Annotated in this window: 17 protein-coding genes; 14 read left to right on the top strand and 3 right to left on the bottom strand. The window is 69.4% G+C overall.

Annotated elements, in window-relative coordinates:
- The first annotated feature begins 89 nt into the window (after positions 1-89).
- Positions 90-614: a nuclear transport factor 2 family protein gene (locus tag NXI30_13995; GenBank protein MCR9095328.1), complete on the top strand. Its 525-nt coding sequence runs from the start codon at positions 90-92 to the stop codon at positions 612-614.
- An 80-nt stretch (positions 615-694) separates the two neighbouring features.
- On the opposite strand, the gene NXI30_13990 is transcribed toward NXI30_13995, so the two are convergent.
- Positions 695-1,957 carry a sulfotransferase gene (locus NXI30_13990; GenBank protein ID MCR9095327.1) on the bottom strand — a complete coding sequence of 421 codons (1,263 nt, stop codon included), beginning with the start codon at positions 1,955-1,957 and terminating at the stop codon, positions 695-697.
- A 198-nt stretch (positions 1,958-2,155) separates the two neighbouring features.
- On the opposite strand from NXI30_13990, the gene NXI30_13985 reads away from it, so the two are divergent.
- Positions 2,156-3,550 (top strand): UTP--glucose-1-phosphate uridylyltransferase, encoded by a 1,395-nt coding sequence (locus NXI30_13985; protein ID MCR9095326.1) that lies wholly within the window; start codon positions 2,156-2,158, stop codon positions 3,548-3,550.
- Between the two features lie 25 nt (positions 3,551-3,575).
- Here NXI30_13985 and NXI30_13980 read toward each other — a convergent pair whose 3' ends face one another.
- Positions 3,576-5,618 carry a PTS sugar transporter subunit IIA gene (locus NXI30_13980; protein MCR9095325.1) on the bottom strand — a complete coding sequence of 681 codons (2,043 nt, stop codon included), beginning with the start codon at positions 5,616-5,618 and terminating at the stop codon, positions 3,576-3,578.
- Between the two features lie 291 nt (positions 5,619-5,909).
- Between NXI30_13980 and NXI30_13975 the strand changes: the two genes are divergently transcribed.
- From NXI30_13975 to NXI30_13960, 4 genes are all read left to right on the top strand, one after another.
- Positions 5,910-8,141: a CHASE2 domain-containing protein gene (locus tag NXI30_13975; GenBank protein ID MCR9095324.1), complete on the top strand. Its 2,232-nt coding sequence runs from the start codon at positions 5,910-5,912 to the stop codon at positions 8,139-8,141.
- The gene (locus NXI30_13970; GenBank protein ID MCR9095323.1) at positions 8,138-9,646 is read left to right on the top strand and encodes a tetratricopeptide repeat protein; all 1,509 of its coding nucleotides are present in this window, start codon (positions 8,138-8,140) and stop codon (positions 9,644-9,646) included. Before NXI30_13975 ends, NXI30_13970 begins: the two co-directional genes overlap by 4 nt.
- Before the next feature lie 54 nt (positions 9,647-9,700).
- Positions 9,701-10,996, top strand: a complete 1,296-nt coding sequence (locus NXI30_13965; GenBank protein ID MCR9095322.1) for a FecR family protein — start codon at positions 9,701-9,703, stop codon at positions 10,994-10,996.
- A gap of 227 nt (positions 10,997-11,223) precedes the next feature.
- Positions 11,224-11,808 (top strand): hypothetical protein, encoded by a 585-nt coding sequence (locus tag NXI30_13960; protein MCR9095321.1) that lies wholly within the window; start codon positions 11,224-11,226, stop codon positions 11,806-11,808.
- Positions 11,809-11,931: 123 nt separating this feature from the next.
- Here NXI30_13960 and NXI30_13955 read toward each other — a convergent pair whose 3' ends face one another.
- On the bottom strand, positions 11,932-13,692 hold the full coding sequence (locus NXI30_13955; GenBank protein ID MCR9095320.1) for a DUF1446 domain-containing protein: 1,761 nt from the start codon (positions 13,690-13,692) through the stop codon (positions 11,932-11,934).
- Between the two features lie 153 nt (positions 13,693-13,845).
- On the opposite strand from NXI30_13955, the gene NXI30_13950 reads away from it, so the two are divergent.
- From NXI30_13950 to NXI30_13915, 8 genes are all read left to right on the top strand, one after another.
- Entirely contained in the window at positions 13,846-14,646 is an 801-nt protein-coding gene (locus NXI30_13950; GenBank protein ID MCR9095319.1) for an enoyl-CoA hydratase-related protein, read from the top strand.
- 3 nt (positions 14,647-14,649) lie between these two features.
- Positions 14,650-15,663 (top strand): LLM class F420-dependent oxidoreductase, encoded by a 1,014-nt coding sequence (locus tag NXI30_13945; GenBank protein MCR9095318.1) that lies wholly within the window; start codon positions 14,650-14,652, stop codon positions 15,661-15,663.
- Between the two features lie 14 nt (positions 15,664-15,677).
- A complete protein-coding gene (locus NXI30_13940; protein ID MCR9095317.1) occupies positions 15,678-16,484 on the top strand; it encodes a TIGR03084 family metal-binding protein in 807 nt (268 codons plus the stop codon).
- Positions 16,485-16,589: 105 nt separating this feature from the next.
- Positions 16,590-17,513, top strand: a complete 924-nt coding sequence (locus NXI30_13935; GenBank protein ID MCR9095316.1) for an LLM class F420-dependent oxidoreductase — start codon at positions 16,590-16,592, stop codon at positions 17,511-17,513.
- Positions 17,514-17,874: 361 nt separating this feature from the next.
- A complete protein-coding gene (locus NXI30_13930; protein ID MCR9095315.1) occupies positions 17,875-18,381 on the top strand; it encodes a Na+/H+ antiporter subunit E in 507 nt (168 codons plus the stop codon).
- A 17-nt stretch (positions 18,382-18,398) separates the two neighbouring features.
- Entirely contained in the window at positions 18,399-18,656 is a 258-nt protein-coding gene (locus NXI30_13925; GenBank protein ID MCR9095314.1) for a monovalent cation/H+ antiporter complex subunit F, read from the top strand.
- A complete protein-coding gene (gene mnhG / locus NXI30_13920) occupies positions 18,656-19,030 on the top strand; it encodes a monovalent cation/H(+) antiporter subunit G (GenBank protein ID MCR9095313.1) in 375 nt (124 codons plus the stop codon). The genes NXI30_13925 and mnhG overlap by 1 nt, the downstream gene beginning before the upstream one ends.
- Positions 19,030-19,614: a DUF4040 domain-containing protein gene (locus NXI30_13915; GenBank protein ID MCR9095312.1), complete on the top strand. Its 585-nt coding sequence runs from the start codon at positions 19,030-19,032 to the stop codon at positions 19,612-19,614. Before mnhG ends, NXI30_13915 begins: the two co-directional genes overlap by 1 nt.
- Positions 19,615-19,629 lie beyond the last annotated feature (15 nt).

The following is a 19,629-nucleotide window of genomic DNA, read 5'->3' as shown; positions in this document are numbered from 1 at the left end:
CCCTCCGATGCCCCGGAACGGGGCGCACGATCGAGGCTAGCCCAGCAGCGCGGCTGGACTAGATTGGCCGTGAACGCAGGAGGCCCGTGATGTCCGATTCCGAAACCCTCGAAACGCTGATCGCCAAACAAGCGATCCGGGACGCGCTCTCGCGCTATTGCCGCGGCCTCGATCGCATGGATCGCGAGATGGCCGAGGACGTCTGGCACGCGGACGGGACCGCCGACTATCTCGGCATATTCGAGGGGACGGGCCATGGATTCATCGAGTGGGTCTGGGAGGCGCACGCGTCCATGGAGCGCCACTCCCATCAGATCACGAACGTGTTGGTCGAGGTCGGCGCCGACGGCGCGAGCGCGACGAGCGAGTCCTACGTGACCGTCGTGCTCTGGACGCTGCCCGACGGGAAGGGCGAGCAGCTCGAGCTGGTGGGACGGGGGCGCTACCTCGACCGCTGGGAGAAGCGGGACGGGCGCTGGGCGATCGCACACCGGGTCCACGTGCTCGACATGTCGAGCTCGAACCCGCTCACGCGGGCCGAGGTCCCCGAAGAGAGCCGTCGCGACGAGAAGGATCCGAGCTTCGGCTACATCGCGAAATGGCGCCGCGCCTAACGGGTGAGGCGACGCGCCTGGCGAGTGAAGAGTCGCGACGCGCCTGAGCGCCTCCCGCGGCAGAGCGCCCGGCGGCGTGCCTACTTGACCTGGACCTTCACGCCGGGAAACGCCTCGAAGTAGAAGTCGAAGGCCTTCCGCAGCTCGGCGGGGTCCGCGCCGAAGTCCTTGCGCACGTCGTACACGACCTGCCCGTCCTTGCCGCGGGGGTGGGCATCCATGTACGCCTGGATCTGTCCCCGCGCGTCGGCGGTCATCTCGAGCCCGGCGACCTCGTAGATCTTCTCGACCGTCCCGACGTCGTCGGCCATGAAGTCGTGAAAGAGAACGTCGTAGGTCCGATCCGAGGGGAGCTGGTCGCGGTCGCGGACGGAGGCGCGGAGGAGGCGAACGATCCGGTCGTGCCAGTAGTCGAGGTACCACTGGGGATCGGTGTGATGGTAGTTCTGCCGGGAGGCGTACGCGTTCATCGTCGCGGCCGACTGGATCACCGAGATCGGGTCCCGGTGGGTCACGACGATCGTGGCGTCCGGGAAGGTCGCCATCAGCGGGCCGATCTGCTCGAGATGCTGGGGACACTTCAGGATCCAGCGCTCCCGCGGCTTCATCCACTGGAGGATCTTGAGCCCGGTGAGGAGCGCGCCCTGATAGTGGGGCGTCTGGTCGTGGGCCAGGTAGTAGTCGCGCCACTTCGGGGCCCGCGCGATCCACTCGAGGTTGTAGCTCGTGAAGTCCGGCAGCATGAACTCGAGCTCTTCGTGGATGTGGTCGGGCTCCATCGGGTGCATCGCCGAGATCAGCGGCGACGTCGCCTGCATGCGCTCCCAGATCGCATTGCAGCGGTGCCAGCGTGGGTCGATCCCATCCTCGCCGGGCTTCTCGTTCGAATCCGGGACCGGCTCCTGGCCTTCCCACAGCGGCATCGAGCGCAGCCGCTGGTCCGCAGCGATCAGGTTGACGAGGTGGGTCGTCCCGGAGCGGGGCAGACCGACCACGATGATCGGCCGCTCGATCTTCACGTCGTGGATCTCGGGGTGGCGATCGAGCAGGTCGTTGATCCGGAGTCTCGTCGTCGCGTACCGCACGCAGTCGCCGAAGAGGATCATTCGGCCGAGCGCCGTCCGGTTGTCGTCGGCGTTCATCTCGTCGAACCAGACGCCGAGCCGCTCCTTCCAGTCGTCGGGACCCCAGCAGGAGAGGCCCGTCGCCTCTTCCGCCGCGTTCACGACCGCGGGAATCGACAGGTCGATCGTCTGCGTCTCCGCATAGTCGAGGGCAGCCTTCTGGGGCGGCGTGAGAACCGGGTTCGCCAGGTCTTCGATGCGGATCTTCTCGCCAGCCACGGTGTCCTCGATGCGACGCGGGTGCGCCGCGAGGGGCGCACTCCGGCAGGGGCAGAACGAGGCTAGCCTCTTCGGCGCCGGACGCGCATCCGAGCCGCAAAAGGGCGATCGGGATCCGATCCCAGGGCACCGGATCGACGAACCGGTCACTCACACGGAGGCGGCGGGGACCCGATCCCCGATCAGGAGGACAACCACGTGACGGCCCCGGACGATTCCCTCGATCGCATCCACCGCGAGCGCATGCAGGCGGAGGCGATGCCCGAGATCGCGATTCGAGGCTTCCTGCGTGCGTTGCACTTCGTGCGCGACGGCGGCACGACGACCCTCCCGGAGGCCACCCTCGATCCGGTCGATCAGCTGCCTCGGGCGGACGATCTCCGCGACTGCGAGGACGCGGGGCGCGAGGCGCTCGATCGCGCCGTCGTCATCAAGCTGAACGGCGGCCTCGGGACGGGCATGGGCCTCGCGGGACCGAAGAGCCTGCTTCCGGTCCGCGAAGACGCGACCTTCCTCGACCTGATCGCCCGACAGATCCTGCATCTGCGGGCGCGCGAGGGCGCGCGACTTCCGCTCCTCCTGATGAACAGCTTCCGAACGCGCGAGCCCTCCCTCGCTCGGCTCGCCCGCTACGACGGGCTCGCCGGCGAGCTTCCCCTCGACTTCCTGCAGCACCGGGTGCCTCGAATCGACCCCGAGAGCTTTGCCCCCGTCGACTGGCCCGACGACCCGGAGCTCGCCTGGTGCCCGCCCGGCCACGGGGATCTCTACGCGGCGATCTCCTCCTCGGGTGTCCTCGCTCGCCTTCGCGAGGAGGGCATCCGCTACGCCTTCGTCTCCAACGCGGACAACCTGGGCGGCGTGCTCGATCTGTCGATCCTGGGCTGGTTCGCTCGCGAAGGGCTCCCCTTCGCGATGGAGGTCGCCGAGCGGACGGCCGCCGACCGCAAGGGCGGCCACCTCGCACGCCGCGGCGGCCGGCTCGTCCTGCGCGAGTCGGCGCAGTGCGCTCCCGAAGACAAGGCTTCCTTCCAGGACATCGCGCGCCACCGCTACTTCAACACGAACAATCTCTGGCTCGATCTCGACGCGATCGCCGGCGCGCTCGAAGCGTCCCCCGACGGCCTGCCGCTCCCGGTCATGACGAACGCCAAGACGATCGTCGCGAGCGATCCGGACACGCCGCCGTGTCTGCAGCTCGAAACCGCGATGGGCGCGGCGATCGAGTGCTTCGACGGGGCGGAGGCGATCTGCGTCTCGCGCGAACGCTTCGCGCCGGTCAAGACGACGGCGGATCTGCTGGCGGTCCGATCGGATGCCTACGAGCTGCGAGAGGATGCCCGCCTCGTCGCGGTCGATCCCGAAGCGACGCGGCGCCGCGTGATCGAGCTCGACGCTCGCTTCTACAAGAACGTCGGCGATCTCGACGCGCGCTTCCCGCACGGCGCGCCCTCGCTGGCGAAGGCCCGGCACTTCTCGGTCGAAGGGGACCACCGCTTCGGTCGCGACGTCGTCGTTCGAGGCGACGTCCGGCTCGAATCGGAGTCGGGGGCGACCGTCGAGGTCGCCCACGGTACGCAGCTCGACGGGTAGGCTCGGGGCTCCGCGCCCCGGGGCGTCAGCCCGCTGCCTCGCCGCTCGGTTCCTCCTCCTCGACGTCGCTGTCGAGGGACTCGAGGTGCCGCTCCTCGAAGAATCGATCGAGGACGATGCGCAGAGGGACGAGCATCACGATGAAGAGCGGGAAGATCAGCGCGAGCGGGCTCACCTTGACCGCCCACAGGACGACCAGACCCGCGAGCTGGATCGCGGTGAAGAGATGGATCTGGCGGAGAGGGACCTGGCGCACGTAGTGCGTGCGCGGGTAGTGGCTCGGATCCATGACCCAGAGCCGAAGGCGCTCGAAGAACTGGTTGCCCGCGAGCGACGTGACGCCCATGAAGAAGAAGAGCCCGTAGAGCACGGCCATCGGGATCTCGATGCCGCGGGTCTGGAGCCACGGAAGGGCGAAGACCGAGAAACCGATCAGCAGATGGATCGCAAGCGCCGTCACACGTTGTTCGCGGACGGCGACGATGCGCTCTTCGGTGCTGCCGTCGCGGCGCACGATCTCTTCGACGCTCGCGAGGGCGCGAACGTGGTTCAGCGAACGAATCGTCGCCGCGACGAGCCAGGGCAGGGCGAAGAGCGACAGCCCCGCCGTGAGCACGCCGACGACGAGGAGGTCGAGGTGGTACGCGGGGCTCTTCTGAAGGCTGTGGTCGGTCTGGTTGACGAGCCGATTCGTGATGTTGTGGTCGAGGAAGACGAGCACGGTGCAGAGGAGCGCAGGGATCGACGCACCGAAGATCGCCCATGCCGGCAGGCCCCAGAGGTCGACGAGCCAGGGACGACCGGAGGTCGTCGCGAAGTGATCCGGGACGGCGAGCGTCGGGAGTCCCTGGACCCCGAGCCAGATCGCGACGCCGGTGGCCGTCGCGATCGCGATGACGGAACCGAAGTCGGCCATGAACTGCCGCATCCACCAACGCAGGTAGCGACTGCGCCGTGAGTTGCGGAGCGTGATGGCGATCCAGAAGGTCGCGACCGCCAGCACGAGGGAGAGCAGGGCGCGGTAGTCATCGATCCTCGGATCGGAGAAGGTGTCGGCGAGGTTCGCCACGGCCTCGTTGATGAAGATCAGGCTGATGAGGAGCGCGAAGACTTCGTCCGTGAATCGCGTGCAGTATCGGATCAGCGAGCTCGCCCCGGTCACCGCGCAGAGGATGGTGAACGCGGCCGTCCAGAGCCCGACCCAGGCGTAGGCGGGCAGGAAGGGCAGCTCGAGCAGTCCGCACAACTCGTAGAGCATGCCGGTGAAGACGAGCATCGGCCCCGTTCCGCCGAGGATCGTGAGTGGCTGGCCCGAGAAGAGGGCGTAGAGCGTTCCGCCGATGGCCGTCGCGACGATCATCTCCATCGCGCCGATCTCGCCACCCGTCAACGCGGCCATCAATCCGCCGAACGCGACGGCGGGCGCGACGCACGCGAAGAAGAGAAAGAGGATCGCGGCGACGGACTTCGGATGGAGACCGTCCGCGAAGTCGCTCGCGTAGAGCGGGAGGCGACGCCGGATGTCTTCCAGCACACCCCGTGCGAACCCCCGGACGTCGAGGCCGTCCGGACGACCCGGCGCGACGACCGGCGCTTCGCTTCGCGCCAGGAACGCATCGACGGCGTCGAGGATCTGACCGGGCATCGTCGCCGCATCGACGTCCCGACGGAACTGGGGATCGGACTGCAGGCGGGCGATCGACATCAGGAGCTCGAGGTGGAGCCCCGCGTCCGCCCGCCCGCCGGTGATGAGGTAGACGAGCTCGACGGGCTCGCCGTCCGGCGCGGCGGCGTCGAGCGGATCGCGCAGGCGCGCCAGCGCGACGAGCGGAGCGTCGAGCTCGTCGAGGAAGCCATGGGGCACGGCGACGCCCTGGCCGAGTGCCGTCGACTGCTCCTGCTCGCGATCGAGGATCTCGCGCAGGACCCGCTCTCGGCGCTCGGCCGACAGCGCACCGGATTCGATCAGTACGTCGACGAGCGCCTCGACCGCCTCGTCGACTGAGTCGGCGGCGACGTCGAGCGCGATGGGCGCTGCGTCGAGAAGGTGTCTTAGGCGCGTGGGCATGATCGCTCCAACGAGACTAGCGCTTGCGGCACGACCGACGCCGGGGTCGCTCGTCGAGTGAGGCCTCCGACGCGCCCCCGACCCGAAATCCCCATCGTACGCCGGGTCCGAGGGGGACCGTCGAGCTGGAGGCGGGGCCCGTCGAACGATCGCAGCTGCCGCCGATCTGCGCGCGGCATGCGTCGACCCTGCCGTGCCGCGCGTCGCATTCGGCGGAGGTGCATCCGCGCTGCGTTCACCTCCGCAGATCGACTCAAGTGCCTGAATTTGCAAGCCGATTCAAGGTTTCGCATGAAGGCGAGTGCATGGAAAGACCCGCGATGGCTCAGTGTCATCCCGGTGGCGTGCGTCCTGACGATCGCGGTCGGCGCGCTGTCGCTCGACGTCGGCCAGTCCGTCGATCGACGCGTCCATGACGCATTCGTGCGGCTCGCGCCGACGGCGGGGCCGAAGCCGACGCTCGCACTGCCGGACGTCGCGGTCGTCACCATCGACCCGCGCAGTCTGCGCGCCAGCGAGCCGTGGCCCTGGCGGCGGAGCACCCACGCGCGCGCGGTTGACGCGCTCACCGCGGCGGGCGCGCGGGCCATCGCCTTCGACATCGACTTCTCGTCCGCCTCCACGCCCGAGGACGACGCGCGTCTGGCGGAGAGCCTGCGGGCGAGCGGGCGCGGCGTGCTCGCGACCTTCTCGCAGATCCAGCGGCTCGAGAGCGGCGCCGAGCTCGAGATCGTCAACCGTCCGATCCCGTCGCTCGAGCGTGCCGCGGCGTCGCTCGGCAGCGTGCTCGTTCCGATCGACCCCGACGGCGTCGTCCGCCACGCACCGCGCGCGAGCGCGATCTCCGGCGAGCGGATTCCGTCGCTCGCGCGCGCTGCGCTCGCCGTCGCGGCACCCGAGACGCTGCGCGCACGAATCGAGCATGCGCTCGACGCCCACGACGCGACCCGCGTCGACTATCGACGCCACTGGCCCGAGATCCAGACGATCTCGTACATCGATCTGATCGAGGGAAGCTTCGACCCGAAGGAGGTCGAGGGACGCGCAGTGTTCATCGGCGCCACGGCGGCCGAGTTCCAGGACCTGTGGCCCACGCCGCCCTCGCCGGCGCTGCCCGGCGTGATGATCCAGGCGATCGCCTACCGCACGGCCGCCGCCGAGGCGATGGACGAAGCGATCCAGCGGTCCGCTCCGCGTCTCCTCGCCGCCGCGCTGCTCTGCGTGCTCGCCGTGCTGACCCGAGGGCGCTCGGGCGAGCGTACGGTCACGCGCCTGGCGCTCTTCCTCGGTCTCGCCGGCGCGGTCGCGCTCTCGGGCTGGGCGGCGCTCTGGTTCGCGGGCTGGGCGATGCCCGTGATCGTTCCCCTCGCCTTCCTGGCCGCGCGCTATGCGCTCGGCATCGAGCGTCTCCAGCGCCACTTCCATCTGCGGGCCCAGGCGCACGAGTCGTCGCTCGTGGCCCTCGAGCGGATCGGCGAAGCGACCCGCAAGGGCTCCACTGACGACGGGCCGCAGACCGGCCTCGAGCTCGCCCTCGAGCTGCTCGGCGACGTCGTGGGCGCCCGCGGCATCGTGCTGATCCGCGCCCTTCCGGACGGTTCGCTCACGAGGGAGCATCTCGAGTGGCGCCCCCACGGCGGGAGCGACGAGGTGCTCCGCTTCGACGAGGCGGAAGCGGCGTGTGCGCTCGAGGAGCAGCGCACGATCGAGACGCCCGAGCCGACCCTCCCGAGCGCCCGCGTGGTCTACGCGCCGCTCGTTGCGGGTCCGGAGTCCGTCGGCGTGCTCGTCGTGTTCGGCCGCGCGGGCCAGGCCGTCGACGCGATCCATTCGCGCACGATCGCGACGGTGAGCGCCCAGCTCGCACTCACCGCCCAGAACCTGCGGCTCATCGAGCGCCTGCGCGAGACCTTCGAGTCGTCGATCGCCGCGGTCGCGAGCGCCGTCGAGGCGCGCGACGGCTACACGGACCAGCATTGCCGCCGGCTCGCCGCGTTCTCGTCGCTGATGGGCGCGCGCCTCGGAATGCCGGAGGACGAGATCCGAGCCATGGAGCTCGGCGCGCTGCTCCACGACGTCGGCAAGATCGGCATCCGCGATGCGGTGCTCAACAAACCCGGACGACTCGACGGCGAGGAGCGCCGCGAGATGGAGCGCCATCCCGAGATCGGGGCCGGCATCGTCGCGCCGGTCGTCGGTCTCGAGGAGACCACGCTCCACTGCGTGATGCACCACCACGAGCGATGGGACGGCGGCGGCTACCCCGACGGCCTCGAAGGGGAAGAGATCCCGCTCGCGGCGCGCATCGTCACGATCGTCGACGTCTGGGACGCGCTCTCCACGGCCCGCCCCTACAAGCCGGCCTTCAGCCAGACGGAGGTCCGAGATCTCCTCGTGAAGGGCCGCGGCCGGCAGTTCGATCCGGAGCTGGTCGATCTCTTCTTCGAGGTCCTGCACGAGCAGGGCGACGAGATGCTCGAGCTGATCGCCCGGACGAGTGGCCACGGGGTGCCGCACCAATGAGTCGTCGCGTCCTCCTTCTCATCGTCCTGCTCGCATTCGGGGGGCCGATCGGATTCGCCCACGCCGAGACTCCGTCGACGTCCGTCGTCGACCGCCTGCGTCGGGCGATCGAGGCCCATCCATCCGATCCGGACCTGCACTGGGCGCTCGCGCGCAAGCTCGCGAACGCCGGCGACTCGACCGCCGCGGTCGCCGCGACCCGGGACTACCTCGATCGCTGGCCGGACCGTCGCCCCGGCGCACGCGTCGAGATCGCGCGCAGCCTCCTCGACATCGGGGCCAACGGTCAGGCGCTCGCGCTCCTCGACGAGGAGATCGACGAGCGGCCGCACAGCGCGCTCGCCCACTTCTATCGCGCCGTCGCCTATCGGGCCCAGCAACTCGTGCCCGAAGCGAATCGGGCGTTCCGGGCCGCGGCGGAGCTCGAGCCGGCGCTGCTCTCCGAGGCGTTGCTCGGGCAGGCGCTCGGACTCTTCGACCTCGGTCGGGAAGACGAGGCGGTGGCGCTCCTGCGCGAGATCCTCGAGCAGGACCCGACGGGGGACACTGCGGTGCGTGCGCGCCTGCTGCTGCGCGAGCGCGAAGCGCTCTCGCTCGAAGATCGCTTCCGGCTCGATGGCTACGCCGGCGTCGAGTACGACGACAACGTCACCCTCGAGAGCACCGAGAGCCAGACGGGCGCAAGCGGCAGCGACGACTTCCGCGGCGTCTGGGGCGTGGGCGCCTCCGGGCGACCGTGGGCCTCGGAGCGGGGTGCGCTCACGCTCGGCTATCGCTTCGACCAGACGCGCCACCACGACCTGACCGACTTCGACGTGGTCGGGAATACCTTCTTCGCGAGCGGCGCCTGGAGCCTCGACGAGAAGTATCTGGTGCGACTCGACGCCATCGCGGCGAGCACGCTCCAGGATCTCGACAACGAGGCGACGATCGGCTCGATCCGACCGAGCCTGATCCGATCGTTCGGACCGGCCTGGGGGGCCCTTCGGACCTTCGCTCATGTCGACGTGGCCGAGTACCACGATGACGCCCCCTTCACGCCGTGGGAACGCGACGCGATGACCTACAGCCTGGGCGTCGAGTACTTCCTGCCGCTCAGGATCGAGCAGTCCTGGCTCTCCTTCTCGGGCTCCTGGTCCCGCAGCCTGACCCAGGCGAAGACCTTCGGCACGCCGGACGGTTTCGACGGGGACTTCGATTTCGACAGCTGGCGCGCGCGCGCGTTCGGCACGTTCCGCCTGCCGTGCGAACTCCAGCTGCGGCTCGAGGCGGCCTACACGCACGACCGGTATCACAACGACAACTTCACGTACTTCCTCGGCACCGGCGGAGACCGCAAGCGACGCGACGACATCGTGAGCGGTCGGATCGCGGTGAGGCGCGAGATCGTTCCGCACGTCGCCCTCGAGCTCTACTGGCGCGGCACGCGCCGCGTCTCGAACGTCGACGTCTTCGACTACGACAAGCAACTCGCCGGCGCGGTCATCCGCGTGTCGACGGACTAGACAGATTCCATTCATCTCGAGGGCCGGGGGGCTCTCATCATCGGAGGAAGACCGATGCAGAAACGAAGCAACGTGACGAAGCACGCGAGCCGAACCGGGACGATCGTCCTGGTCCTGCTCGCCCTTGTCCTTTCGGGCGGCACGGCGATGGCCGACGCGGTTGCGCGCCAGGTCTCGGGCGCGGTCGAGATCGGCTCGGGGGAGCCGCCCATGTGGCGCGCCCTCTCGGAAGGCGACACGCTCGCGCCGAACGAACGCATCCGAACGGGAGCGGACGGCCGGGTCGAGATCGTGATGGATGCCGGTACGCTTCGCGTGCACGAGAACTCCATGCTGCGGCTGCCGCCGCCGACGAGCGCGGCCGACCGCGTGGACCTCGAGCGCGGCAATTCGCTCTTCGACGTCCTGCGTCGCGGCGGACGCCGCTTCGAGGTCCACACGCCCACCGTCGTGGTCAGCGTAAAGGGCACCCGCTTCGGCGTGGACGCCTCGGATGGGATCGGTCAGGTCGCGGTCTACCACGGGGTCGTCGGCGTGCGCGAGGTCGGTGCGGACGCGGCGATCGAGACCCTCGTACGCGAAGGCTTCCTGGCGACCGGCGGGATCGGTCGCATGATCGAGCTCGACGTCGCGCCCGGCGGCGACCCGTGGGTCAGCTGGCAGGACTTCCGTCGCGAGGTGGACGAGCGACCCGCGGCGCCCGCCGCCAGGTCCGACGTCGACCGCGCCCGCGGACTGATGCATCGGGCGACGAACGAGGACGTGATCCGACGCGCGGCCGAGCGCAAGCCCGAGGTCGCGGAGCGGCTGCGCCGTCTCCAGCAGGAACGGGCGAACGGTGCGCGCGCGAAGGGACTCGACGCGGGAGCAGCGGGTGACGGCTCGATGAAGCCCGTGCCGGCGGCGCCGATGCTCCCCGAAGCGGGTGATCGAGGCGACGAGCGCAAGCGGAAGATGATGCGCGAGATGTTGCCCGGCGACACGATGCAGGACGCGATGCGCGACAAGCAGCGGGACGCCGTCCAGCAGCGCCTGCAGAACGAGGCGATCATGGAAGCGATGATGAGGGCCACCGACCCGTCCACCGGCGATCCACTGCTAGGGGGGCTGCCGCTCGTGAACGGTGACACGGCGATGACGCCCGAGGCCGTCCAGGCGCTGCAGGGGCAGGTCCTGCTCGACGTCCTCCAGGCCCGCGACACGGTCTGGGGCGACTTCTTCGATGCGACAGGGGGAACGACGCCCTGGACGCCCGGCGAATTCCGGGATGCGATGGAGCAGGCCCTGATCGACCGCGGCTACGACGGCGGCGCGGCCAGTGCCATCGTGAACCAGCTGGACGGCAACTAGCCGTCGGAGACGATCCGGGCGAAGAGCACGGCCGCGCGCCTCGAACGCGCTCGGCCGTGCTCCGCGCGGCGTGCCGTGGGCGTCGGTCCACAGCCCCGCTCTCGTCCGGTCTCTCCCTCGCCTCGGCTCGTTCCCGGCCTCGTCAGGCGCCTGCAGGAGCGAGTCCGGGGGCGAGTGTGTGTCCCCGGACACGTTCCGTGGTCACGTCGTGTCGATACCCTCTGATCATGGCAGCTCGAAAGAAGGCAAAGCCGGCGAAGTCCGGCGTCGGGAAGAAGGCGGCGACCGGCCGAAAGGCTGCGAAGAAGAAGGGCGCTGCGAAGAAGAAGGCGGCCGCCAAGAAGGGCGCTGCGAAGAAGAAGGCGGCGGCCAAGAAGAAGGGCGCTGCGAAGAAGGCGGCCGCCAAGCAGAAGACGTCGCCGAAAAAGCAGAAGGCGTCGCCGAAGAAGAAGGCCGGCGCTGGCAAGAAGAAGGCGGCGACCAGGCGGCCGGCCGCGAAGGCGGAGGCATCCTCTCGCGAGACGCAGAGGTCCGCCACGAAGCAGGTGACGCCCGAGCCTCCCAAGGAAGAGACCGCGCCGCCGCCCGCCGGCGGGTCGGTCTCGGCGGCGACCGTGACGCTCGGCCATGTCTTCTCCCTGCGACCGCGCGTGAATACCGGCTTCCGCCCCCCGGACTTCCAGCGGGCCAAGCGGGAGCTCGATCAGACGGGCTTCGCCACGATCGAGGAAGCCACGCGGGCCGTCGCCGAGAAAGCCCTCGAGCTGACCCGCGGCGGCTCGGCGCGACCCCGTGCCCCGAAGCGGCGCTAGGGACGCTGCCCGTTCCGCTGACGCGGGTCATCGCGCGCTCCGTGGTCGTCCGAACGCGTTTCGGCGCTGCGAAGGGTCGGTTGCCTGGCGGACCGCGACGTCCGCTTCCCCCTGGCGCGTCCGCTAGTCGAGCAGCGCCTCCGGGATCTCCACGACCCGGGCGCGCAGCCACTCGCCGAGGCTCTTCGCCTGGCCGTCCTGACGCGTCGCGGCCGCCACGCCCTCCTCGAGGAGGCCGTGTACGACGAAGTTCAGGGCGCGCAGGTTCGGGAAGCGGTGGCGATCGATCTCGAAATCCGCCGTCTCCGGCAGGAGCTCGCGCAGTCGGTCGGTCGTGAGCAAGGCGTCGAGCCACGCCCAGGCCGCGTCGTCGCGGACGAAGACGCCTAGATTCGCGTTGCCGCCCTTGTCGCCGGATCGTGCGCCCACCAGCCGGCCGATCGGAAGAGTACGGGTCGGCCCGCCGGGCGCGGGCTGGTCGGGTCCGGGGAGCGGCGCGACGTTCGTCTCGACGTGGGGAATCACCGAGTCGATCCGCCGCGTCTCGCCGCCCAGGATCGTGACTTCCTGGGGGACCGCATTCGCCGGCACGTTCGCCGGCTCGTAGACGCCGAACGCGCGCGCCGGCCCGGGGCCGCCGCCGAGGGTGAACCAGCCGGGCGTCGACGAGAGCGCGAGCTCGGCGACGGCGTTCGAGAACGCACGGCCGACCTTCCGCTCGTCGGGGTCCTTGACCGCGATGTGCCAGACGGCGACGGCTTCTTCGTTCGACGCGGGATCCTCCTTGTCCGTTCGGAGCAGCCGCGTGGTGACCTGCTCGTAGTCGGAGGGCTCGAAGGGGCAGGCGCGCCAGAACGCGGACTCGACCACCTCGGCCTTGGCCTCCGTGTCGAGACCGGGGAGGGCGACGCGCATGTCGTTGCGGTAGCCGCCGTTGCGGTTCATGCAGACCTTGAGCGTGTCCGGCGGCGCTTCGCCCTTCACGCCGGAGACGCGCACCCGGTTCTCGCCGATCTCCTCGAGCCGGATCGTGTCGAAGCGGCTCGTGACGTCGGGGCCGTAGTAGTGGCTGCCGCTGATCTCGTAGAGGGCCTGGGAGGTGACGGTCCCGATCGAGACGAGGCCGCCGGTTCCGTCGTCGTGCTTGCCGATGACGGCGCTCCCGTCCTCCGCGATCTCGGCGAAAGGGAAGCCGAGGTGCTGGATGTTCGGCACCTCCTGGAAGAAGGAGTAGTTGCCGCCGGTGACCTGGCTACTGCACTCGATCAGGTGGCCGGCGACCACGGCGCCGGCGAGCGCGTCGAAGTCGGTTCGCCTCCAGCCGTGATGCCACGCCGCGGGACCACAGACGATCGCGGCGTCGGTCGCGCGACCGGTGATCACGATGTCGGCGTCGCGGGAGAGGGCGTCGACGATTCCCCAGCAGCCCAGATAGGCGTTCGCGGTCATGAAGCGAGCGGGATCCTCGATGGGCTCGCCGGTCTCGAAGTGATGGAGCTGGTCGGCGGAAATCAGCTCGTCGATTTGCGGCATCAGGTCGTCCCCGCGGACGAAAGCGATCTTCGGAGAGAGACCGAGGCGTGTGGCGATCTCGTGGACGGCTTCGGCGCAGCCCTCCGGGTCGAGGCCGCCGGCGTTCGAGACGACGCGGATCCCGCGGTCCAGGCAGGTGCCCATCACCTCTTCCATCGACTGCACGAACGTCCGCGCGTAGCCCTCGCCGGGACGCTTCGCCTGGATCTTCGACAGGATCAGCATCGTGAGCTCGGCGAGCCAGTCGCCGGTCAGGACGTCGATCGGTCCGCCCTCGACCATCTCGCGCGCACCGCTCGGGCGGTCCCCGAAATAACCGGAGCAGTTCGCGATGCGGATGGGGTCGGCCATGGATGGGGATTCCTCGTGAGACTCCGCTTCTCGTGTGCGAGTTGGCGGGCGTGGGGCGGCTCTGATACTACCGGATCGACCGATTCCCCCTTCGCCCGTTCCCTCCTGCTCGACCGAGGGAGTGCCGCGCACGCGGGGGACGGAGGGAGCGAAGTGCCGAGCGAAGCGGGTTCCGAAGACATCGTTCGGGTCGAAATCGAACGCGAGGTCATGACCGTGACCCTCGCGGACCAACCGAACCGGAACGCGCTCGGGTCGGACCTGGTCGGTCGCGTGCGCGACGCCCTGGCGCGCGCGAACGCCGACGACCGGATCCGCGCCTTCGTGCTGACCAACGAGGGCACGACCTGGTGCGCCGGGGCCAACCTGAAGGAGCAGTCCGCGCGCAACGAAGCGGGCGGGTCGACGAGAATCGATCAGTTCCCGGCCCTGCTCGAAGACATGCTCGCATCGCCGACGCCGATCGTCGGTCGGATCGATGGGCATGCCCTCGGCGGGGGCAACGGACTGGCGGCGGCCTGCGACGTCGCGATCGCGCGGGAAGACGTGAAGTTCGGCTTCTCGGAGGTCCGGCTCGGGGTCACGCCCGCGATCATCTCGGTGGTGTGTCTGCCCAAGATGCGGCGCGGCGAGGCGATGGAGGCCTTCCTGCGCGGCAACCGGTTCTCCGGGGCGAAGGCCGCGGAGTACGGACTGATCTCCCGGGCGGTTTCGGGAGGCGAGCTCGACGGGGCGGTCGAGGAGGTCCTGGCGGACTTCCGGAAGGGTGGGCCCAAGGCGCTCGGGATTGCGAAGCGGCTGGTCTACGAGGCGCCGCTCAAACGACCGGAAGAGGCGATGGCGTGGGCCGCCGATCTCTCCGCCGAGTGTTTCGCGAGCGAAGAAGCGCGGGAGGGCATGCAGGCCTTCCTCGAGAAGCGGGATCCGGACTGGATCCAGGACGAACAGGAGTAGACGATGAAGATCGATTCGGGACTGATGGGGATCGCGGACCTCGCGAACGTGCCCGCCGCGGCCCGGCGACTCGAAGAGCAGGGCTACGACGGGATGGTGACCGCGGAGATCGCGAACGACCCCTTTCTGCCGCTCGCCCTGGCCGCGGAGCACACCGAGCGCATTCAGCTGATGACCTCGATCGCGGTCGCATTCGCGCGCAACCCGATGACCCTGGCGAACATCGGCAACGACCTGCAGGCGTTCTCCAAGGGGCGCTTCATCCTGGGACTCGGGTCCCAGATCAAGCCGCACATCACGAAGCGCTTCTCGATGGAATGGTCGAAGCCGGCGGCGCGGATGCGCGAGCTCGTGCTCGCGATGCGCGCGATCTGGGACTGCTGGTACGAGGGGGAGAAGCTCGACTTCCGCGGCGAGTTCTACAGGCACACGCTGATGACGCCGATGTTCACGCCGACCAACAACGCCTACGGACCGCCGAAGGTCGTGGTCGCCGCAGTCGGTCCGCTCATGACCCGGGTCTGCGGCGAGGTCGCGGACGGCATGCTCGTCCACGCGTTCACGACCGAGAAGTACGTTCGGGAGGTGACGCTTCCGTCGCTCGAAGCGGGGCTCGCGAAGAGCGGTCGCGCCCGCTCGGATCTCGAGCTCTGCCTGCCGTCCTTCGTGGTGACCGGCCAGGACGAGCAGAAGTGGCAGGAGGCGCGAACCGCGACCGCCAAGCAGATCGCCTTCTACGGATCGACGCCGGCCTACAAGCCCGTCCTCGATGCCCATGGGTGGGGGGATCTCCAGGGCGATCTCAATCGCCTGTCCAAGCGGGGCGAATGGGACGCGATGGGCGAGGAGATCACCGACGAGATCCTCGAGGCCTTCGCCGTCGTCGCGGAGCCGTCCCAGGTGGCCGGGGCAATCAAGGCCCGCTGGGGCGGACTCGTGGATCGCGTGCTCTGCAGCTTCGACTTCGTGGCCGAAGAGGAGCGCGCCGGATACCTCGAAGAGCTGCGCTCGGCCTAACGGGGACGCAGACCATGTTGCCCATCGCGCAGGACTTTCGGGACGAGGTCGCGGACCTCCATGCCTTCTATTCGACGATCGAGGCCGCCGACTGGGAGCGCGAGACGCGCTTCATGGACTGGACACCCTGGGACGTCGTGGCTCATCTCCACTTCTTCGACGACGTGTCGCTCCATTGCACACACGGCGAGGAGGGCTTCGCTCCGAAGCGCAAGGAGCTGAACGGCATGATGGGCTCGGGCAAGTCGATGAAGGAGCTCCAGCGCGAAGCCCTCGGGCATCTCTCCGCCGACGCGCTGCTCGCGAAGTGGCGGGAGACCGCTTTCGCCCTCGCCGACGAGCTCGGGGAGCTCGACCCGAAGGCGAGGCTCCCCTGGTTCGGCCCCGACATGGGCGCCTCGATGTTCACGACCGCGCGCTTCATGGAGACCTGGGCCCACGCCCAGGCGATCTACGACCTCGTCGGCGCCGAACGGACCCACACGGATCGGATCCGGAACATCGTCGCGATCGGCTACCGCACCTTCGGTTGGACGTTCGTCAATCGGAAGCTGGATCCGCCGGGTTCGCCGCCGCTCCTGCGGCTGACCGCGCCTTCCGGTGCGCTCTGGGAGTATGGAGACCCCGCCGAGGCGAGCCCCGGGGAGACGATCGAAGGAACCGCCCTCGACTTCTGTCTCACCGTGACCCAGGTCCGGAACGTGAAGGACACCGCCCTCGACGTGCAGGGCGACGTGGCGAACGCGTGGATGGAGATCGCGCAGTGCTTCGCCGGTCCGCCCGTCGATCCGCCGCCGCCGGGCCACCGGGTCTCCGGCTAGCGATCGCGGGCGAAGCCGAATTCTTGCGCGCGCGGGCCGCGAGTCTGCAATCCTGGGGGCTCGCCTCCTGGCCAGCCCGGCGGGACGGCCCCCGGAGACTCAGACATGGCCCTCAAGTTCTCGATCCAGCTCCCCACCGACCGTGTCGACGCCGTCGACCAGTTCGGGACGGCCGATGCCATCGCGGAGATCGCGCAGGCGATCGAGCGCGCGGGCTTCGATGCGGCCTTCGTCACGGAACATCCCTTTCCGAGCGACGAATGGCTCGGCTCGGGCGGGCACCACGCTCTCGACCCCTTCGTTTCGCTCGCGATCGCGGCGGGGGCGACCTCGACCCTGCGGCTCCACACGAATCTGCTCGTTCTCTCGTATCGCAACCCTTTCTTGACCGCGAAGGCGATCGCGAGCCTGGATGCCGCCTCGGGCGGCCGGGTGATCATGGGCGTCGGCGCGGGCTACCTCGAAGGCGAGTTCGCGGCCCTCGGCGCCGACTTCGCGAACCGCAACGACGTGACCGACGACGCGATCGTCGCCATGAAGGCGGCCTGGACGGGGGACTCGGTGGCGATGAAGGGCGCGGGCTTCGAGGCCACGGGCAATACGATGCAGCCGCCGCCGGTCCAGCAGCCGCATCCGCCGATCTGGATCGGCGGGAACAGCCCGCGCGCCCGGCGACGCGTGGTCGACTTCGCGCAGGGGTGGAGCCCGATGCCGCTGCCCGCGGCGGGCACCCAGCGGACCCGGACGAGCGCCATCGAGAACGTCGACGATCTCGCCCAGGCGATCGGGAAGATGAACGAGTACGCGGCGAAGCAGGGTCGAACCGAGCCGATCGACGTCAACTTCGTCCCCTTCGGGCTGCACATGAACACGCGCAAGCTGCCCGACGACGACGCGATCCGCGAGCAGTTCGGGGCGCTCGAGGACGCCGGCGTCACCTGGGTCACCCTCGGCTTCCCGCCCGGCGATCGCGCCGAGTACCTCGACCACGTGGCGCGCTTCGGCGAGGTCTTCGCGTCGCAGAGCTAGGCGCGGGCAGCGACGCGCGCGCACGAGGGCCCGGGTCGGGCGTGCTCCGCCGTCCGAAGGGAAAGCCCCGCGCGAACGCGACCCCGGCGCCGACCTCGGGACATCGCGGCGTGCACCCTGGTGCGAACGCCGGAAGGCGGACGGGGTCGAATCCGGAAGCTCTCGGGCGTTCGCATGAATTCCGCTCGGCGAGTGAAAACGAGAGCGAGATCAAGTGCTTGGCGAGTTCAGGTCTCGTGTCGCGCAGCCGAATGGGAGTTTCAAGCGCGCGATCGAGTGATATCGTCGACGCGTCCCAAATCCGACGCTGGGGATCGGGGATGGGAGCGGCGACGGGTGCGCCGCCGGGAGAGAGGATCCGATGAAGCGAGCGATCGTGCTCTTCGCCGCCCTCTACGGCACCTGGCTCCTGCTCTCGGGACACTACACCGCCACCCTGATGATCTACGGCGCACTGTCGTGCGCGGCGGTCGTCGCGATCGTGATGCATCTCGGGATCGTCGACGACGAAGCGGTGCCGACCCAACTCGGCCCGGGTCACGTGTTCTACCTGCCGTGGCTCGCCAAGGAGATCGTGCTGTCGAACCTGTCGGTGGCGCGCGTGATCCTGTCGCCCTCGCTGCCGATCCGTCCGCGCATCCTGCAGGTCGAGGCCAGCCAGGCATCCGACGTCGCGCAGGTGATCTACGCGAACTCGATCACTCTGACGCCGGGGACGGTGACCCTCGACGTGCGCGACGGAAAGCTCCTCGTCCACGCGCTGACGAGCGACTCCGCGGAGGGGCTCCTGAGCGGCGAGATGGACCGCCGCGTCGCGGCTCTCGAAGGCGCGACCGCGCGCGAGACGGCGGCCGGGAGCGACGCGTGAACGTATTCGTCGTCGCCATGGTCGCCGTGCTGGCGACGATGCTCCTCGCGGTGATCCGGGCGTTCCTCGGCCCGACGGTCTTCGATCGCGTGCTCGCCGCGAACATGGTCGGCACGAAGACCGTGCTCCTGATCGCCGTCGGGGGCTTCCTCACCGGTCGCCCCGAGTGGCTCGATCTCGCGATCCTCTACGCGCTCATGAACTTCACCGGGATGATCGCGCTCCTCCGCTTCAGCAAGTTCGCGAATCTCGCGAGCGACGAGCAGCTCAAGTAATGGACGGTCTGCGCGACATCCTCGTCTGGGCCTGCCTCGTGGGCGGGGGCCTCTTCTCCGTGATCGGGGGCATCGGCCTGCTGCGGATGCCCGACTTCTACACGCGGACCCATGCGGCGAGCCTCACGGACACGATGGGCGCGACGCTGATCCTGCTGGGGCTCGCGATCCACAACGGGATCGACCTCGTCACGGTCAAGCTCGTGATCATCTTCCTCTTTCTCTTCCTGACGAGCCCGACCGCCGCCCACGCCCTCGTGAAGGCGGCCTACTCGAAGGGACTCGAGGCGCCGGACGTCCAGGAAGCGACCGGGGCCGCGGAAGCGATCCGGAACGAGGCGCTCGAGGCCGCGCGGCGCGGGGAGGGCACCTGATGGGCGAGCAGGCCATGGGCGCGGCCATCGAGGCGAGCCTCTTCCTCCTGATGATCGTCCTCGCGGTCGTGATCGCGCGGCTGCGCAGCCTCTTCGCGGCGGCGATGCTCTTCGGCATCTTCTCGCTCCTCGCGGCGGGCATGCAGACCATGATGGACGCGGTCGACGTCGCCTTCACCGAGGCGGCGGTCGGCGCCGGGATCTCGACCGTCCTCTTCCTGGGCGCCCTCGGGCTCACGACCTCGAATGAGACGCGCCCGCTCCACCACCGCGTGATCGGACTCGCCGTCGTGACCGCCACCGGGCTCCTGCTCGCCTACGGCACCCTCGACATGCCGGCCTACGGCGATCCGAATGCACCGATCCATCGGCACGTCGCGCCGCACTACCTGGTCGATTCGAGTGCCGAGATCGGGATTCCGAACGTCGTGACGTCGGTCCTGGCCAGCTATCGCGGCTACGACACGTACGGAGAGACGACCGTGGTCCTCACGGCGGCCGTGGGCGCGATCCTCCTCCTCGGCGGATTCGTGACGCGGAGCGGAGACCCGGATCGTCGAGACGGCGACGGGGAGGGCGCATGAGCGATCGCCTCGACG

It is taken from the genome of bacterium (assembly GCA_024742285.1).
Classification (GTDB): Bacteria; Myxococcota_A; UBA9160; order UBA9160; family UBA4427; genus UBA4427.
This window is presented reverse-complemented; position numbering and strand designations above follow the sequence as displayed.

What these genes read in the sequence shown, in the direction of transcription:
- NXI30_13995 (MCR9095328.1), top strand. Translation starts at nt 90, where the DNA reads ATGTCCGATTCCGAAACCCTCGAAACGCTGATCGCCAAACAAGCGATC.
- NXI30_13980 (MCR9095325.1), bottom strand. Translation starts at nt 5,618, where the DNA reads ATGCCCACGCGCCTAAGACACCTTCTCGACGCAGCGCCCATCGCGCTC.
- NXI30_13975 (MCR9095324.1), top strand. Translation starts at nt 5,910, where the DNA reads ATGAAGGCGAGTGCATGGAAAGACCCGCGATGGCTCAGTGTCATCCCG.
- NXI30_13970 (MCR9095323.1), top strand. Translation starts at nt 8,138, where the DNA reads ATGAGTCGTCGCGTCCTCCTTCTCATCGTCCTGCTCGCATTCGGGGGG.
- NXI30_13965 (MCR9095322.1), top strand. Translation starts at nt 9,701, where the DNA reads ATGCAGAAACGAAGCAACGTGACGAAGCACGCGAGCCGAACCGGGACG.
- NXI30_13960 (MCR9095321.1), top strand. Translation starts at nt 11,224, where the DNA reads ATGGCAGCTCGAAAGAAGGCAAAGCCGGCGAAGTCCGGCGTCGGGAAG.
- NXI30_13955 (MCR9095320.1), bottom strand. Translation starts at nt 13,692, where the DNA reads ATGGCCGACCCCATCCGCATCGCGAACTGCTCCGGTTATTTCGGGGAC.
- NXI30_13945 (MCR9095318.1), top strand. Translation starts at nt 14,650, where the DNA reads ATGAAGATCGATTCGGGACTGATGGGGATCGCGGACCTCGCGAACGTG.
- NXI30_13940 (MCR9095317.1), top strand. Translation starts at nt 15,678, where the DNA reads ATGTTGCCCATCGCGCAGGACTTTCGGGACGAGGTCGCGGACCTCCAT.
- NXI30_13935 (MCR9095316.1), top strand. Translation starts at nt 16,590, where the DNA reads ATGGCCCTCAAGTTCTCGATCCAGCTCCCCACCGACCGTGTCGACGCC.
- NXI30_13930 (MCR9095315.1), top strand. Translation starts at nt 17,875, where the DNA reads ATGAAGCGAGCGATCGTGCTCTTCGCCGCCCTCTACGGCACCTGGCTC.
- NXI30_13925 (MCR9095314.1), top strand. Translation starts at nt 18,399, where the DNA reads ATGGTCGCCGTGCTGGCGACGATGCTCCTCGCGGTGATCCGGGCGTTC.
- mnhG (MCR9095313.1), top strand. Translation starts at nt 18,656, where the DNA reads ATGGACGGTCTGCGCGACATCCTCGTCTGGGCCTGCCTCGTGGGCGGG.
- NXI30_13915 (MCR9095312.1), top strand. Translation starts at nt 19,030, where the DNA reads ATGGGCGAGCAGGCCATGGGCGCGGCCATCGAGGCGAGCCTCTTCCTC.